Annotated in this window: 15 protein-coding genes and 2 tRNA genes; 14 read left to right on the top strand and 3 right to left on the bottom strand. The window is 44.3% G+C overall.

What is annotated here, in order from left to right:
• The first annotated feature begins 140 nt into the window (after window positions 1-140).
• The 4 genes from ftsH to B5G00_RS11455 all read left to right on the top strand — a co-directional run bounded on the left by ftsH (window position 141) and on the right by B5G00_RS11455 (window position 6,052).
• A complete protein-coding gene (gene ftsH / locus B5G00_RS11470; RefSeq protein ID WP_087272847.1) occupies window positions 141-2,114 on the top strand; it encodes an ATP-dependent zinc metalloprotease FtsH in 1,974 nt (657 codons plus the stop codon).
• A gap of 98 nt (window positions 2,115-2,212) precedes the next feature.
• Window positions 2,213-4,099: an excinuclease ABC subunit UvrC gene (gene uvrC / locus B5G00_RS11465; protein WP_087272844.1), complete on the top strand. Its 1,887-nt coding sequence runs from the start codon at window positions 2,213-2,215 to the stop codon at window positions 4,097-4,099.
• 64 nt (window positions 4,100-4,163) lie between these two features.
• Entirely contained in the window at window positions 4,164-5,105 is a 942-nt protein-coding gene (hprK, locus tag B5G00_RS11460) for an HPr(Ser) kinase/phosphatase (protein ID WP_087272841.1), read from the top strand.
• A gap of 2 nt (window positions 5,106-5,107) precedes the next feature.
• Window positions 5,108-6,052: an ROK family glucokinase gene (locus B5G00_RS11455; RefSeq protein ID WP_087272839.1), complete on the top strand. Its 945-nt coding sequence runs from the start codon at window positions 5,108-5,110 to the stop codon at window positions 6,050-6,052.
• Between the two features lie 102 nt (window positions 6,053-6,154).
• On the opposite strand, the gene B5G00_RS11450 is transcribed toward B5G00_RS11455, so the two are convergent.
• On the bottom strand, window positions 6,155-8,737 hold the full coding sequence (locus B5G00_RS11450) for a transglycosylase domain-containing protein (protein ID WP_087272838.1): 2,583 nt from the start codon (window positions 8,735-8,737) through the stop codon (window positions 6,155-6,157).
• Window positions 8,738-8,900: 163 nt separating this feature from the next.
• Here B5G00_RS11450 and B5G00_RS11445 point away from each other — a divergent pair, with 163 nt between their 5' ends.
• Window positions 8,901-9,557 (top strand): YigZ family protein, encoded by a 657-nt coding sequence (locus B5G00_RS11445; protein ID WP_087272835.1) that lies wholly within the window; start codon window positions 8,901-8,903, stop codon window positions 9,555-9,557.
• A 20-nt stretch (window positions 9,558-9,577) separates the two neighbouring features.
• On the opposite strand, the gene B5G00_RS11440 is transcribed toward B5G00_RS11445, so the two are convergent.
• Complete coding sequence (locus B5G00_RS11440; RefSeq protein ID WP_087272832.1) at window positions 9,578-10,096, bottom strand: peptidylprolyl isomerase; 519 nt, start codon at window positions 10,094-10,096, stop codon at window positions 9,578-9,580.
• A 219-nt stretch (window positions 10,097-10,315) separates the two neighbouring features.
• Between B5G00_RS11440 and tsaE the strand changes: the two genes are divergently transcribed.
• The 9 genes from tsaE to B5G00_RS11395 all read left to right on the top strand — a co-directional run bounded on the left by tsaE (window position 10,316) and on the right by B5G00_RS11395 (window position 15,321).
• Entirely contained in the window at window positions 10,316-10,744 is a 429-nt protein-coding gene (tsaE, locus tag B5G00_RS11435; protein ID WP_087272829.1) for a tRNA (adenosine(37)-N6)-threonylcarbamoyltransferase complex ATPase subunit type 1 TsaE, read from the top strand.
• A 14-nt stretch (window positions 10,745-10,758) separates the two neighbouring features.
• Window positions 10,759-11,481 (top strand): tRNA (adenosine(37)-N6)-threonylcarbamoyltransferase complex dimerization subunit type 1 TsaB, encoded by a 723-nt coding sequence (tsaB, locus tag B5G00_RS11430; protein ID WP_087272826.1) that lies wholly within the window; start codon window positions 10,759-10,761, stop codon window positions 11,479-11,481.
• Window positions 11,468-11,929: a ribosomal protein S18-alanine N-acetyltransferase gene (gene rimI, locus B5G00_RS11425; protein WP_087272823.1), complete on the top strand. Its 462-nt coding sequence runs from the start codon at window positions 11,468-11,470 to the stop codon at window positions 11,927-11,929. The genes tsaB and rimI overlap by 14 nt, the downstream gene beginning before the upstream one ends.
• 113 nt (window positions 11,930-12,042) lie before the next feature.
• Window positions 12,043-12,291 (top strand): hypothetical protein, encoded by a 249-nt coding sequence (locus tag B5G00_RS11420; RefSeq protein ID WP_087272820.1) that lies wholly within the window; start codon window positions 12,043-12,045, stop codon window positions 12,289-12,291.
• A gap of 64 nt (window positions 12,292-12,355) precedes the next feature.
• On the top strand, window positions 12,356-13,267 hold the full coding sequence (locus tag B5G00_RS11415) for a ribonuclease Z (protein ID WP_087272817.1): 912 nt from the start codon (window positions 12,356-12,358) through the stop codon (window positions 13,265-13,267).
• An 11-nt stretch (window positions 13,268-13,278) separates the two neighbouring features.
• Window positions 13,279-14,304 (top strand): tRNA (adenosine(37)-N6)-threonylcarbamoyltransferase complex transferase subunit TsaD, encoded by a 1,026-nt coding sequence (tsaD, locus tag B5G00_RS11410; protein ID WP_087272814.1) that lies wholly within the window; start codon window positions 13,279-13,281, stop codon window positions 14,302-14,304.
• Window position 14,305: 1 nt separating this feature from the next.
• Window positions 14,306-15,001 (top strand): 2-C-methyl-D-erythritol 4-phosphate cytidylyltransferase, encoded by a 696-nt coding sequence (gene ispD, locus B5G00_RS11405; protein WP_087272810.1) that lies wholly within the window; start codon window positions 14,306-14,308, stop codon window positions 14,999-15,001.
• An 86-nt stretch (window positions 15,002-15,087) separates the two neighbouring features.
• A tRNA-Ser gene (locus B5G00_RS11400) sits at window positions 15,088-15,173 on the top strand.
• Window positions 15,174-15,232: 59 nt separating this feature from the next.
• Window positions 15,233-15,321, top strand: a tRNA-Ser gene (locus B5G00_RS11395).
• Between the two features lie 23 nt (window positions 15,322-15,344).
• On the opposite strand, the gene B5G00_RS19115 is transcribed toward B5G00_RS11395, so the two are convergent.
• Window positions 15,345-15,563: hypothetical protein (locus B5G00_RS19115; protein WP_206423790.1), on the bottom strand; the 219-nt coding region annotated here is incomplete at its 5' end.

Here is a 15,563-nt window from a genome sequence, read left to right as displayed (position 1 = left end):
AGAAAAAATATTTTATTTTGTTTACATTCAACAGAAATTTACAAAAGTTTAAGAAATGTGTTCTCTTTTTCATCATGTTCATATTGACTTTATAAAGCAGAAATCTTTATAATATAAAAGATAATGTGAGGAGGAATGAGATGAATCAAAATCAGAACAATGAGCCGAAAAATGACGGACCCAAAAATAGACAGTCTCTTCTGGTACTCCTGATCTGTATTATGATAAGTCTGGTCTGCATAAACCTTTTAAGCAGAATGACCCGCAATATGACCAGTGAAATATCTTACAGTGAGTTTATAGAGATGCTGGAAAACGGAGAGGTAGAAAGCGTAGTTTTAAGATCAGATACCCTTACCATTACTCCCAAGACCCAGCGGTCTATGGCAGGAACAACGGAGATTTATACCACTCTGATGGAGGATGAAAGTGAACTGACCCAGCGTCTGGAAGATGCAGGAGTGGATAATTTTTCCAAAGAGCCTCCGGATATGACTTCCAGTATTATTTATAGTCTGCTGAGCATTATCCTTCCGGTGATCATTATGGTAGGACTGCTGAGCTGGCTGTTCCGCCGCATGAACAAAGGCGGAGGAATGATGGGCGGCGTAGGCAAGAGCAAAGCAAAAGCTTATGTCCAGAAGGAAACAGGAGTTACCTTTAAAGACGTAGCCGGTGAGGATGAGGCAAAAGAATCTCTTCAGGAAGTAGTGGATTTTCTCCACAATCCTGGAAAGTATGCAGCTATTGGAGCCAAGCTTCCCAAAGGAGCCCTTCTTGTAGGACCTCCGGGAACAGGAAAAACTCTTCTGGCAAAAGCAGTGGCCGGTGAGGCCCATGTCCCTTTCTTCTCTTTGTCAGGTTCTGACTTTGTAGAGATGTTTGTAGGTGTGGGAGCCTCCCGTGTAAGGGATCTTTTTGAAGAGGCAAAGAAAAATGCCCCATGTATTATCTTTATTGATGAGGTAGATGCTATTGGAAAAACCCGTGATTCCCGCTACGGAGGGAATGACGAGAGAGAACAGACTCTGAACCAGCTTCTGGCGGAAATGGATGGATTTGATTCTTCCAAGGGACTTCTGATCCTTGCTGCAACCAACCGTCCGGAGGTTCTGGACCCTGCACTGCTTCGTCCGGGACGTTTTGACAGGCGTATTATTGTAGACCGTCCGGATCTGAAGGGACGTGTAAACATCCTGAAAGTTCATGCGAAAAATGTTTCTTTGGACGAGACTGTAGATTTGGATGCTATCGCTCTGGCTACATCCGGTGCAGTGGGCTCTGATCTTGCAAATATGATCAATGAGGCAGCTATTCTGGCCGTTAAGCATGGGAGACAGGCAGTGTCTCAGAAAGACCTGCTGGAGGCCGTAGAAGTGGTCCTGGTAGGTAAGGAGAAGAAGGACAGGATCTTAAGCTCCGAAGAGAGGAAGATTGTATCCTATCACGAAGTTGGACATGCGCTGGTAAGCGCTCTTCAGAAAGATTCTGAACCGGTACAGAAGATTACCATTGTGCCAAGGACCATGGGGGCTTTGGGATATGTAATGCATGTGCCGGAAGAAGAAAAATATCTGAATACCAGGAAAGAGCTGGAAGCCATGCTGGTAGGTTATCTGGGAGGCCGTGCAGCAGAAGAAATCGTATTTGATACGGTGACTACAGGAGCTGCAAATGATATTGAACAGGCTACTAAGGTGGCAAGAGCCATGATCACACAGTATGGTATGTCTGACAGATTCGGTCTTATGGGACTGGCAGAGACTCAGAACCAGTACCTGGATGGACGGGCAATGCTGAACTGCGGCGATGCTACAGCTACAGAAATCGATCATGAAGTCATGAAGCTTCTGAAAAAATCCTATGACGAGGCAAAACGTCTTCTCAGTGAGAACAGAGATGTTATGGATAAGATTGCTGCTTTTCTTATTGAGAAAGAGACCATTACCGGCAAGGAATTTATGAAAATTTTCCATGAGGCAAAGGGGATGAAAGAGTCTGATAAAGAACCGCGGATCAGCGACAACACTCAGACAGAAAAGAAGGAAGATATCCAGCCCCTTTCTCAGAATACAAAAGAAGAGGAAAATTCTTCTGGAAGTGACCAGGAGTAAATTACAGAATAAGGAACTGCTGCATTAAATGGATATGCTGAAGAAAGCTTAATGTAGCAGTTCTTTTTTCGTTGAAAGAACAGGAAAGGTAGAGTGGCATGTTTGACATAGAAGAAGAGCTGAAGAAACTTCCTGCACGTCCGGGAGTGTATATCATGCATGACGATAAAGACGCCATAATTTATGTGGGCAAGGCGATCAGCCTGAAAAACCGGGTGCGGCAGTATTTTCAGAAAAGCAGGAATCTGGGCATAAAAAAAGAGCAGATGGTGGAACAGATTGCCAGGTTCGAGTATATCATCACAGACTCTGAGCTGGAGGCCCTGGTGCTGGAGTCTAATCTGATCAAGGAACACCGGCCAAAGTATAATACCATGCTGAAGGATGACAAAAACTATCCTTTTATAAAAGTGACAGTGGGAGAGGCTTTTCCAAGAATTATGATGGCCAGAAAAATGAAAAAAGATAAGTCACGGTATTTTGGCCCTTATACCAGCGGCGGAGCAGTAAAGGATGTAATTGAGCTGACCAGAAAACTCTATCATCTCCGTTCCTGCAGCCGCAGTCTTCCGAAAGATATTGGGAAAGAGCGGCCCTGCCTGTATTATCACATTAAGCAGTGCAATGCTCCCTGCCAGGGCTATATTTCCCAGGAAGACTATAAAAAGCAGGTAGAAGGTCTGCTGGATTTTCTGAATGGCAATCACAAAGAGATTCTCAAGGAGCTGCGGCAAAAAATGCTTTCTGCTTCAGAAAAAATGGATTTTGAAGAAGCAGCACAGTATCGTGATTTGATACAGAGCGTGGAGAAGATTGGAGAACGTCAGAAGATTACAGATCAGCACAAAGAGGACAAAGATATCATAGCTGCTGCCATGGAGGGGGAAGATGCAGTGACACAGGTATTCTTTGTCCGGGATGGAAAACTCATTGGACGGGACCATTTTTATATGAAGATAGCCCCTGGAGACGATAGAAAAGGAGTCTTATCTAGTTTCCTGAAACAGTTTTATGCAGGGACTCCCTTTATTCCAAAAGAAATCATGCTCCAGGAAGAAGTGGAAGACCTGGAACTGATCAGCCAATGGCTGGAAAAGAAAAAGGGACAGAAAGTGAGGATTGCCGTTCCTAAAAAGGGGACTAAGGAAAAACTGGTGGAGCTGGCTTATCAGAACGCCCAGATGGTTCTTCAGAGGGACCGGGAGCGGATTAAGAGAGAAGAAGGCCGAACCATAGGAGCAGTGAAGGAGATAGCAGAGCTTCTTGGGCTGAAAGAAGTGAACCGGATTGAAGCCTTCGATATTTCCAACATCAGCGGCTTTCAGTCTGTAGGTTCCATGGTGGTCTATGAGAAAGGGAAGCCTAAGAAAAGCGACTACCGGAAATTTAGAATTAAGTGGGTGAAAGGACCAAACGATTACGCAAGCATGGAAGAGGTTCTTACCAGAAGATTTGTCCATGGACTGGATGAGCAGGAGGAGAGAAAGACAGAGAATCTGGAGGATGCCTATGGAAGCTTTACCAGATTTCCGGATCTGCTGATGATGGACGGAGGCAGAGGCCAGGTGAATATTGCTTTGGAAGTGCTTCAGAAGCTGAATCTGAATATACCTGTATGCGGCATGGTGAAAGATGACCACCACAGGACCAGAGGCCTGTATTATAATAACGTGGAAATCCCCATAAGCAGAGACAGTGAAGGTTTTAAACTCATTACAAGGATTCAGGATGAGGCCCACAGGTTTGCCATAGAATATCACCGTTCTCTGAGAAGCAAAGGACAGGTACACTCTGTACTGGATGATATTCCCGGCATCGGACCTGCCAGAAGAAAGGCTCTGATGAAGCATTTTAAGGGACTTGAGGGAATCCGGGATGCCTCCCGGGAAGAACTGGCCGCAGTGGATTCTATGAATGAAAAGTCGGCTGCAGAAGTGTATGAGTTTTTTCATAAAGGGGAAACTAAACTTCCAGAGGATTGTTGAACTTGTGCATACCATATGATAAAATAGGAATAGATTTTTAAGATAAACTGAAGGAGAGAGAGACATGAAAGGTGTAGAACTAAAAAAGATGATACAGGAACTGAACCTGTATAATAAAACACCGGATATTGACATATCTGCCAAAAGGATTAACACACCGGAGATTAACCGTCCGGCTCTGCAGCTTACAGGATATCTGGAGCATTTTGCCAATGAACGGGTCCAGATCATTGGTTATGTAGAGTATACCTACCTTTTGCATCTGGAAAGAGAGGAGAAGGTGAAAGCTTTTGAACGCTTTGTTTCCAGCAAGATTCCATGCGTGGTGTTTACTACCATGACAGAACCTGATGAGGATATGCTGAATTTGGCCCATAAATATGATGTGCCGATCCTGGTGACCAGAAATACTACTTCTGCTTTCATGGCTGAAATTATCCGCTGGCTTGGTGTGCAGCTTGCACCTTGCATTTCCATCCATGGCGTTTTGGTGGATGTATACGGTGAAGGCGTGCTGATCATGGGCGAGAGCGGTATCGGAAAGAGTGAGGCCGCTTTGGAACTGATTAAGAGAGGACATCGTCTTGTCAGCGATGATGTTGTGGAGATACGTCGTGTCAGCGATGTAACGCTGGTAGGTTCCGCTCCTGATATCACCCGGCATTTTATTGAACTGAGAGGTATTGGAATCATAGATGTAAAGACTCTTTTTGGTGTGGAAAGTGTAAAGAACACACAGTCCATTGATCTGGTGATCAAGCTGGAAGAGTGGAACAGGGATAAGGAATATGATCGTCTTGGAATGGAAGAAGAATATACAGAATTCCTCGGAAATAAAGTTGTATGCCATTCTCTTCCTATCCGTCCAGGACGTAATCTGGCAGTTATTGTAGAGTCTGCGGCTGTTAATCATAGACAGAAAAAGATGGGATATAATGCTGCTCAGGAATTATACAGACGTGTTCAGGAGAACATGGAGAAGAAAAGAGAAGAGGGAGATGAGTAACAGTGGAAAAGAAATACTGTTTTGGAATTGATGTAGGAGGCACTACAGTTAAGTGCGCACTCTTTGAAAATAATGGGGACATGATTGAAAAGTGGGAGATCAAGACTCACGTAGAGAACCAGGGAGAACGGATCCTGCCGGATATTGCAGATACTGTGCTGGCAAAGATGAAGGAAAAAGGACTGGATAAGTCTCTGGTATGGGGAATCGGCATTGGCCTGCCAGGTCCTGTAGAAGAAAGCGGAGAAATTGCCTGTGCAGTAAATCTTCACTGGGGAAGAAAAAATATCGAAAAAGAGCTGGGAGATATGACCGGTCTTAAAGTAAAAGCAGGAAACGACGCCAACGTAGCTGCCCTTGGTGAAATGTGGAAAGGCGGTGGACAGGGAGCTAAAAACCTGATACTGGTTACTTTAGGAACTGGCGTAGGCGGTGGAATCATCATCAATGAAAAGATTGTTACCGGCGCTCATGGCGCGGGAGGGGAAATCGGACATGCACCGGTAAATCCAGAGGAATCAATCCCCTGTAACTGTGGAAACAAAGGATGCCTGGAGCAGTACGCTTCTGCAACAGGAATTGCCCGTCTGGCCAGAAAGGCTATGGATAATACCAATAAATCATCTTCCCTCAGATATTGTCCAAGCGTAAATGCGAAAGATGTATTTGACGCCTATAAAGAAGGCGATGAGCTGGCAGCTGAGGTAGTAGAAGAGTTTTCTGAATACATGGGCAGAGCTTTGGCTGCTTTTACCTGTGTGACAGACCCCGATGTGATTGTTCTGGGAGGCGGTGTTTCCAAAGCTGGAGAGCCTCTTATTGACTGTGTAGAAAAGTATTATAAAAATTATGCATTTACTGCCTGCAAAGAGACACCGATCCGTCTGGCAATTCTGGGAAATGACGCAGGAGTATACGGAGCCGCAAGACTTGTTTTAAGTGAATAAAAATAGAATATAAAATACCTGCTGTCTGAGGGGAATGGAAACATCCATCTGCCTGACAGCAGGTATTTTTTGGATACGTTGAATTCTATATTTTTAAAATAGCTATTGTATTACTTCTCCGGTGTCCGCTGGCGTTTCTCCGCCTCCGGCATCAGCAGGAGGGGTCTCAGTAGTTTCCTCAGCAGGAGTAGTTACCTCTGGCTGGGTTTCTTCAGGAACTTCTACTGGAGTTTCTGGTGTAGGCTCTTCTACAGTTGTTTCACTGTCCTCTGAGCTTCCCTCATCTGAAGAAGAATCTTCAGAATAACTGGAACTGTAATCATAACTATAGCTGTAAGTATAATGGCCGGAGCAGTACTGAGTAGGTAGCTGTTCTGTATCAAAATATTCCGTTACAGCATTACAGCTTGAGGTTGCCAGAAGGCCTGTGCTTGTACAGATAGATGCTTCCTCTACAGTAGAAGGCATCTTAAACTCTGTATCAGGAAGATCTGCATGGATCCTTTCCATAATATTCCGCCATAAGGTCTGCTGATAGGTGCGGTATGTTCCCTGAGGAAGAACCGAGTTGTCATCATAGCCTGCCCATACAGAACAGGTATAATAAGGAGAAAATCCGCAGAACCAAAGGTCCCGGTAATCATCTGTGGTACCGGTTTTACCTGCCAGATGCATACCGTCAAACTGCACTCTAGTACCGGTGCCTTCTGTAATAACATCTTCCAAAACATTTGTGAGAAGATATGCAGTGCTGGGCTTGATCACAGTAGTCTTTTCAGCAGTATTGTCAATGATCACATTTCCGTCAGAATCCAGTATTTTTGTATAGAATACCGGTTTGATATAAGTACCATTGTTGGCAATTGCAGCATAGGCAGCAGTAAGTTCCAGATTGCTTACACCCTGGGTGATACCGCCAATAGCTGTGGCTGCATTTACATCTGTGTAGATGCTTCCGTTAATTTCTGTAGGTTCAGTAATAAGAGAAGTGAACCCGAATTTTTCCAGATATTCAATTCCTAATTCTGGGGTTATCTCAATCATACATTTTACAGCAGGTATGTTGTAAGAATGTACAATGGCTTCCCGCATGGTAACTGTTCCGTGATACTGCCTGTCAGCGTTGTAAAGAGGTTCTCCATTGTCATAGGTAAAAGGCTCGTCCTCAAAGGTGGTAGCCAGTGACATGCCTCCTTCATTGAGAGCTGCTGCATAAGCAGCCAAAGGCTTGAAGGTAGAACCCGGCTGCCTGTTGGTATTTGTTGCCCGGTTAAGACTCAGGCTGGCGGATTTCTCGCCTCTGCCTCCTACAATTGCTTTTACATATCCAGTATGCTGGTCAATGATAGTCAGAGATGACTGAGGCTGAGGAGTGAAATGGACAGTTTCTGCCACTACCTCATCGCCCTCTGTCAGAATAGCTGCTTTATAGGCATCAATATGAGCCTGGGCACTTTCCTCACTGTCAAATAAAAGGGTAAAGTCAGAACTTTCATTCTCAATGAAGTACTGTTCTAACATTTCTTTGCTGTAATTTTCCTCTTCTCCGTTAGCATGCTTTACGGTAAGAGCATAATCCAGTTCTACCTGACTTCCAGCAGGAAAATTATCTGGGTCACTGTATTCTTCATCACAAATCTGTTGGATAGCAGGGTCCTGAGTTGTGTAGATTCTTAATCCGCCGCTCCAAAGGGCGTTATAAGCCTGCTGTTCTGTATAGCCCCGCTTGTCCTGAAGATCCTGGATGACCTGCTCAGTCAGCTCGTCAATAAAGTAGCTGTAGGTGGTATCCTGACTCTCGTTTTCTTTTTCTACACTTTGGATCCTTTCGTACACATTGTCTGCAAGACACTCGTCATACTGTTCCTTGGTGATGTATTCCTGTTCAAGCATATGATCCAGGACTTCCTGCCGGCGTTCTGCATTATTTTCCGGATTGGTCACTGGATTGTATCGGGTAGGATTTTGCGTGATGCCGGCGATAACGGTACACTCAGACAGAGTCAGATCACTGACATCTTTGCCGAAATAATCCTGGGCAGCAGCCTGAACTCCGTAATTTCCATTTCCAAGGTTAATCGTGTTCAGATAGTTCTGTAAAATAACATCCTTGTCTTTTATCTGCTTTTCCAGTGCCAGTGCCAGATACCATTCCTGGAATTTACGTTCGAAACGTTCCAGGGTGGATTCGTTTACCCAGTCAGTGAAAACCGTATTTTTTATAAGCTGCTGGGTGATAGTACTGGCTCCCTCTGAAAAGTTTCCGCTGGTAATGCCTACTACAGCGGCGCGAAGGATACCTCTTATATCAATACCATTATGTTCATAGAAACGTTCATCCTCGATAGCAACCACGGCATGCTGGAGATCCAGGGGAATCTGATCAATCTCTACAGGCATACGGTTAGAATCCGGAGCTGTCAGTTTCTGAAGCTGCTCTCCGTTTGCATCATAAACAAAAGTAGCCTCTCCTACAGGAACGATATTGATTTCTGAAACGTCAGGGGCGTCGTCGATAAGGCCTCTCATTGCCCCGATTCCCATACATCCGCCAATAGCAATTACTGCGATCAGAGAGATGAAAATGATACGCAGAATAGAAACATTGGCTTTCTTTCCCATCATAGTTGAACGGGAGGACAGAGCATTACGTTTCTTATTCGTAGCCCGTTTTCCAAAATTCATGTAGTCTTGCCTCCTTTTCCCGTCCATTATAACAAATGAGGTTCTCTAATTCAAGAAACTTTAGAATACACACAGTATTTTCACTTTTTCATCATAAATATTCCCTGTTTCAGGGAAAGTATGCTAAAATGCAAAATAGTTGGATATAGAAAAGAGGTATTTTATGCTGGAAACATATAAAATGGTTTACGAAGGCGGAGAGGGAGAAATCCTGGAGAAAAAATCCCGATTTATCGCTACAGTACGGCCTGTAGAGAGTGAAGAGGAAGCTCTGAGCTTTATTGAGAAAATGAGAAAGAAATACTGGAACGCTACCCATAACTGTTTTGCCTATGTCATAGGTGAACGGAGGGAAATCATGCGGTTCAGTGATGACGGAGAACCAGGGGGAACTGCGGGAAAACCCATACTGGATGTGCTCCTGGGAGAAGAGCTTTACAATACAGCAGTGGTAGTAACCAGATACTTTGGGGGCACCCTTCTGGGAACCGGAGGTCTGGTGAGAGCCTATTCCAAAGCAGCCCAGGAGGGGCTGGTCAAAAGCAGGGTGATCACGAAGAACCATGGAGTGCTGATAGAAATAGGTACAGACTACAATGGAGTGGGAAAACTCCAGTATCTTTTTGGACAGAGCAATGTGCCCATCATGGACAGCCAGTATACAGAATCCGTGAAAATGCAGATCCTGGTGCCGGCAGGGGAGAAGGAGCAGATAAAAAAATCTGTGACAGAAGCCACCAGCGGACGGGCTTCTATCACAGATATAAAGGAACTGTATTATGCAGTTTCCCAGGGGGAATATCTCCTTTTTGAAAATTGAGAGATTCCGCATAGGATTACTTAACACTTTTCAGGTTCTGGATATTCTGTGCCGAAAGTTTCTATAGTCATGGACAGGATTTTCTGCTCTTCCATAGGACGGTCACTGTAATCTGTAGGAGTCTCGGCGATCTTATTTACCACGTCCATACCTTCGATTACTTTTCCGAAAGCTGCATAGGAGCCGTCCAGATGAGGAGCTGCTTCATGCATGATGAAAAACTGGCTGCCGGCAGAGTCTGGATGCATAGCTCTTGCCATGGAAAGAACTCCTGGTGTGTGGGCCAGAGCATTTGGGAATCCATTTTGAGAAAATTCGCCTTTGATAGAATAGCCGGGACCGCCCATGCCAGTGCCCTGAGGACAGCCGCCCTGGATCATAAAGCCTCGGATAACTCTATGAAAGTTGAGGCCGTCATAGAAACCGGATTTTACAAGACTGATAAAATTGTTGACAGTATTTGGGGCGATTTCCGGATATAATTCAGCTTTCATAACATCGCCGTTTGCCATGGTAATGGTTACAATTGGGTTTGCCATATGCATTCTCCTTTATTTTATGAATGATCTGTTTGAGGCCGGGGCTATGCCGCGGCTAAACGGTTACTTATGTATTATAGAAGGAAAAAATAAAAGGTGCAAGCCGGAAATTTCTGTGCTATACTAAGGTACTGATATGACCATAATTGGACGAATGGTTTGCCTGAATTTCCAACTGCTGCTTTGGCGTCAGTGGACTGGCAATGTGAGGATAGATTCATGATAATAGAAACGAACAGTGCAAAAGAAACATTTCAATTAGGAAAACAGATAGGAGAAAAAGCACTTCCAGGACAGATTTATACCTTAAACGGAGATCTGGGTGTGGGAAAAACGGTTTTTACTCAGGGAGTTGCCTGCGGACTGGGAATCCAGGAGCCGGTGAACAGTCCGACCTTTACTATTATCCAGGAATATGAAGAAGGCAGACTTCCTTTCTATCACTTTGATGTATATCGTATCGGAGACATTGAAGAAATGGAAGAAATCGGATACGACGATTACTTTTTCGGAGACGGAGTATGCCTGATTGAATGGGCGGAGCTGATAGAAGAGCTTCTGCCGGAACAGGTGATCTCTGTAACAATAGAGAAAAATCCTGAAAAAGGGTTTGATTATCGGAAAATTACTGTAGAGGGATTGGAATAGAGGAGGAACTCCATATGAAAATATTAGCATTGGACAGTTCAGGCCTGGTGGCCTCTGTAGCTCTGGTGGAAGACGACACACTGGTGGCAGAGTATACGATGAACTATAAAAAGACGCATTCCCAGACTCTTCTCCCCATGCTGGACGAAATCAAAAAAGCTGTGGAGCTTGATCTGGAAACTCTGGATGCCATTGCAGTGGCAGCAGGTCCAGGGTCTTTCACCGGACTGCGTATTGGTTCCGCAACAGCAAAAGGTCTGGGGCTGGCTCTTAATAAGCCTCTTATTGGCGTACCAACTTTAGAGGCTCTGGCATACAACCTTTATGATACGGCTCCAGGTACTCTGGTCTGCCCGATCATGGATGCCAGGAGAAAACAGGTGTATACAGGAGTCTATGCTTTTGAGAACCATAATCTCATCACCATAAAAGACCAGGCAGCTCTGCCTATGGATGAATTGATCAGAGAGTTAAACAGTCTGGAAAGACCGGTGATTTTTTTAGGAGACGGAGTGCCTGTTTTCAGAGATATGATCGCTGAAAGGTGTCAGGTGCCATATTCCTTTGCTCCTGCCCATCTAAACAGGCAGAGAGCCGGTGCTGTAGCTGCTTTGGGGGCTGTCTATTACAAAGAAGGAAGAACCCAAAGGCCAGAGGAACATCAGCCGGAATATCTTAGAGTATCCCAGGCAGAAAGGGAAAGGGCAAAACGCCTGGCTAAAAATGGAGAAGCTTGAAATCCGAAAGATGAAAATGGAGGACATTCCCTGGGCTGCGGCTGTAGAGAAGGAAAATTTTTCAGCTCCATGGAAAGAAGATAGCTTTCGGGAAGCCTTGGAAAAAAAAGAAAATATTTATCTCATTGCGCTGATAGATGGACAAAGAGCCGGCTATATCGGCATGTGGACAGTTCTGGATGAGGGTGAGATTACCCAGGTTTCTGTCAGAAAAGAATACCAGGGGATGCATATTGGACGGAGCCTGATGGAAGCTCTGGAAGAAGAAGGGAGAAAGGCAGGGGTTGCCTCTTTCTTCCTGGAAGTCAGAAAAAGCAATGCCGCTGCAATCCATTTATATGAAAGCTGCGGCTTTTTGTACCAGGGAATCCGGAAAAATTTTTATGAGAATCCCAGAGAGGATGGGATTCTCATGCATAAAGACCTGGAGACAGTCCAAGGTACATGAGAAGCTGCTATCTTTTGCTAAGTTTTCATCTAATTCCCACTGGGTTTTCTCAAATGTCTTTTGTATAATAAGGCAGGTAAAAGCAAAAATTTTCGATACTGAGGAGGAAAGGTATGAGAAAATACGAAAATCAAAACGAACGTCAGATACAGGAGATTTTTTGCAACTGCTGCGGAAAGAAGATCCGGATAGAAAAAGGCATAGTCCAGGAAGGGGTTTTCCATGGACAGGTACAGTGGGGATATTTTTCGAAAAAGGATGGTGAGAGCCATACCTTTGATCTCTGTGAAGAATGTTATGACAGGCTGACAGCAGGATTTCAGATCCCTCCTGAGAAAAATATGGAGTGGGAATTGTTGTAGTGCAAAAAAAACTATGCTATTATAGGTATATTTAGTAGTTACAGGAAGAAACGAGGAATAGATTATGCTGGACGTATGTCTTTTAGGAACGGGAGGTATGATGCCTCTTCCAAGAAGAAAACTGACATCCTTAATGACCCGGTATAACGGCAGTAATCTGATGATTGACTGTGGAGAGGGAACCCAGGTGGCAGTAAAAGAAAAAGGCTGGAGCTTTAAGCCCATCGATGTGATCTGCTTTACCCATTTTCATGCAGACCACATCAGCGGTCTTCCGGGACTTCTTCTGACCATGGGGAATGCGGAACGGACAGAACCTTTGACTTTGATAGGACCAAGGGGACTGAACCGGGTGGTTTCTTCTCTGAGAGTAATCGCTCCGGAACTTCCTTTTGAAATTCAATGTATAGAACTGACAAAACCAGAAGAGACCTTTGAGTTTTTCGGGTATCATATTACGGCTTTTAAGGTGAATCACAATGTTACCTGCTATGGATATACTCTGGAAATTAAAAGACAGGGGAAATTTGATCCTCAGAGGGCAAAGGACCAGAACATTCCTCTGAAATATTGGAATCTTCTTCAGAAAGGAGAAACCATTACGGAAGGAGATACTCTTTATACTCCGGATATGGTGCTGGGACCTGCCAGAAAAGGAATAAAACTTACCTATACAACTGACACACGGCCAGTGAAGTCTATTGCAGAGCATGCAGAGGGAGCGGACCTTTTTATCTGCGAGGGAATGTATGGAGAGCAGGATAAGGAAGAAAAAGCCAAAGCATATAAGCATATGACATTTAAAGAGGCTGCTGTTCTGGCCAGAGAAGCACAAGTAAAAGAAATGTGGCTGACGCATTATAGTCCTTCTTTGGTACGGCCTGAAGAGGCTCTTCCAGAAGCACTGAAAATATTTCCGAATACGGTTGCTGCCAGAGACCGTCAGTCTACAGAACTGCAGTTTGAGGAAGAATAGAGGAGATAAAAATGGGAAAAGAAGAAGTATTGATCCTTGCAATAGAGAGTTCCTGTGATGAAACCGCTGCAGCGGTAGTGAAAAATGGCAGGACGGTTTTATCAAATGTTATTTCGTCTCAGATTGATCTGCACAAACTTTACGGAGGAGTTGTGCCTGAGATCGCATCCAGAAAGCACATTGAAAAAATCAATCAGGTAATTGAAGAAGCCCTCCAGGAAGCAAATATATCTCTGGATGACCTGGATGCTATTGGAGTTACTTATGGACCGGGCCTGGTGGGTGCTCTTTTGGTAGGAGTTGCTGAGGCAAAGGCTATCAGCTTTGCAAAAAATATTCCCCTGGTGGGAGTACATCATATAGAAGGGCATATTGCGGCTAATTATGTGGAAAATCCAGATTTGGAGCCCCCTTTCCTGTGCCTTGTGGTTTCAGGAGGACATACCCATCTGGTGATCGTAAAGGACTACGGTGAATTTGAGATTTTAGGCAGGACCAGAGATGACGCTGCCGGGGAAGCTTTTGATAAAGTTGCCAGAGCTATAGGCCTGGGGTATCCTGGCGGTCCCAAAATAGATAAGCTGGCAAAAGAAGGGAACCCTCAGGCCATGGATTTCCCCAAAGCCAAGATTGAGGACGCCCCCTATGACTTCAGCTTCAGTGGAGTAAAGTCGGCGGTGCTCAATTATCTGAATAAATGTAGAATGCAGGGTGAGGAGATTGTAACGGCAGATGTTGCTGCTTCCTTCCAGCGGTGTGTAGTAGAGGTGCTGGTAGAGCATGCCATGGCAGCAGCAAGAGATTATCACATAGATAAGCTTGCAATAGCCGGAGGAGTGGCTTCTAACAGCGGCCTGAGATGTGCTATGGAAAAGGCCTGTGAAGAAAACAATATTAAGTTTTATCATCCGTCTCCTATTCTATGTACAGATAACGCAGCAATGATCGGTGCCGCTGCTTATTATGAATATAAGAAAGGGACCCGCCATGGCTGGGATTTGAACGCTGTGCCCAATCTGAAATTAGGAGAGAGATAAAATGAATTGTACAGCTATTGTACTGGCAGCAGGCCAGGGAAAGAGAATGAACAGTAAAATACAGAAACAGTTTATTACTCTGAAAGAGAAACCTATACTTTACTACAGCCTTGCCTGCTTCCAAGAAAGCCCGGAGATTCAGAATATTGTTTTGGTCACTGGAAAAGAAAGCATAGATTTCTGCAGACGAGAGATTGTAGAAGCTTACGGCTTTTCAAAGGTAAAGAAAATAGTTCCAGGAGGAAAAGAACGGTATGATTCTGTCTACCAGGGACTTCTTGCCTGTGGAGACTGCAGCTATGTATTTATACATGATGGAGCCAGGCCCTTTATTACCCAGGAGATTCTAGCCAGAGCTTTAAAAACAGTAAAAGAATATAAAGCCTGTGTTGTAGGGATGCCTTCAAAAGATACAGTAAAAATAGCAGACGAAAATCAGATGATTGCCGAGACGCCTAAGAGGAGCCTGGTGTGGACAATACAGACGCCTCAGGTCTTTTCCTATCCTCTTATCAGGGCAGCATACGACAAAGCACGGAAAGATAATATGGAAAGCATTACAGACGACGCTATGGTGGCAGAACTCTATGGAAATGTTAAAATCCCTCTTATAGAAGGCAGCTATGAAAACATTAAAATAACTACTCCAGAGGACCTTTTAATTGCCGAGAAAATCCTGGAAAAAAGGATGAAATAAAGAAAGTTAAAAAAAATAAAAAAACCTATTGACAGATTGGCTGGAGAATGCTAGAATACTACCTGTCGCTGACCGAGCGACACAATGGAGAGATATCGAAGTGGTCATAACGAGGCGGTCTTGAAAACCGTTTGTCCGCAAGGGCGCGTGGGTTCGAATCCCACTCTCTCCGCTTCGGAGAATGAGTTTTAAGACCTCCGATATTATATAGAAGATTTTTAATCAGGCTAAGGAGAAATACCCAAGAGGCTGAAGGGGCTCCCCTGGAAAGGGAGTAGGTCGTTAGTAGCGGCGCGAGGGTTCAAATCCCTCTTTCTCCGCTGACGGTTTTAAGATTAAGGATTTAAAAAATCTTGACAAAACTTTGAGTTTGTGGTAATCTTAAGAAACTGTCAAAAGGAACTTTTGGAAAATCTTGAAAAAAGAAATTTTCAAGAAAATGAAAAAAAGTTCTTGACAAGCCAGAAAAGATGTGATAATCTAATATGGCTGTCGCAAGACAGGGACCTTGATAACTGAACAGTGAAACACATGAACTGAAAATTCTTTTACATTCATTTTT

The organism is Blautia sp. An46 (assembly GCF_002161645.1).
In the GTDB taxonomy this organism is placed as follows: domain Bacteria; phylum Bacillota; class Clostridia; order Lachnospirales; family Lachnospiraceae; genus Blautia; species Blautia ornithocaccae.
This window is presented reverse-complemented; position numbering and strand designations above follow the sequence as displayed.

Coding starts and splice junctions, on each gene's coding strand:
- B5G00_RS11450 (WP_087272838.1), bottom strand. CDS start 8,737: ATGAATTTTGGAAAACGGGCTACGAATAAGAAACGTAATGCTCTGTCC.
- rimI (WP_087272823.1), top strand. CDS start 11,468: ATGGAGAAGCTTGAAATCCGAAAGATGAAAATGGAGGACATTCCCTGG.
- ftsH (WP_087272847.1), top strand. CDS start 141: ATGAATCAAAATCAGAACAATGAGCCGAAAAATGACGGACCCAAAAAT.
- B5G00_RS11420 (WP_087272820.1), top strand. CDS start 12,043: ATGAGAAAATACGAAAATCAAAACGAACGTCAGATACAGGAGATTTTT.
- uvrC (WP_087272844.1), top strand. CDS start 2,213: ATGTTTGACATAGAAGAAGAGCTGAAGAAACTTCCTGCACGTCCGGGA.
- tsaE (WP_087272829.1), top strand. CDS start 10,316: ATGATAATAGAAACGAACAGTGCAAAAGAAACATTTCAATTAGGAAAA.
- B5G00_RS11415 (WP_087272817.1), top strand. CDS start 12,356: ATGCTGGACGTATGTCTTTTAGGAACGGGAGGTATGATGCCTCTTCCA.
- tsaD (WP_087272814.1), top strand. CDS start 13,279: ATGGGAAAAGAAGAAGTATTGATCCTTGCAATAGAGAGTTCCTGTGAT.
- tsaB (WP_087272826.1), top strand. CDS start 10,759: ATGAAAATATTAGCATTGGACAGTTCAGGCCTGGTGGCCTCTGTAGCT.
- ispD (WP_087272810.1), top strand. CDS start 14,306: ATGAATTGTACAGCTATTGTACTGGCAGCAGGCCAGGGAAAGAGAATG.
- hprK (WP_087272841.1), top strand. CDS start 4,164: ATGAAAGGTGTAGAACTAAAAAAGATGATACAGGAACTGAACCTGTAT.
- B5G00_RS11440 (WP_087272832.1), bottom strand. CDS start 10,096: ATGGCAAACCCAATTGTAACCATTACCATGGCAAACGGCGATGTTATG.
- B5G00_RS11445 (WP_087272835.1), top strand. CDS start 8,901: ATGCTGGAAACATATAAAATGGTTTACGAAGGCGGAGAGGGAGAAATC.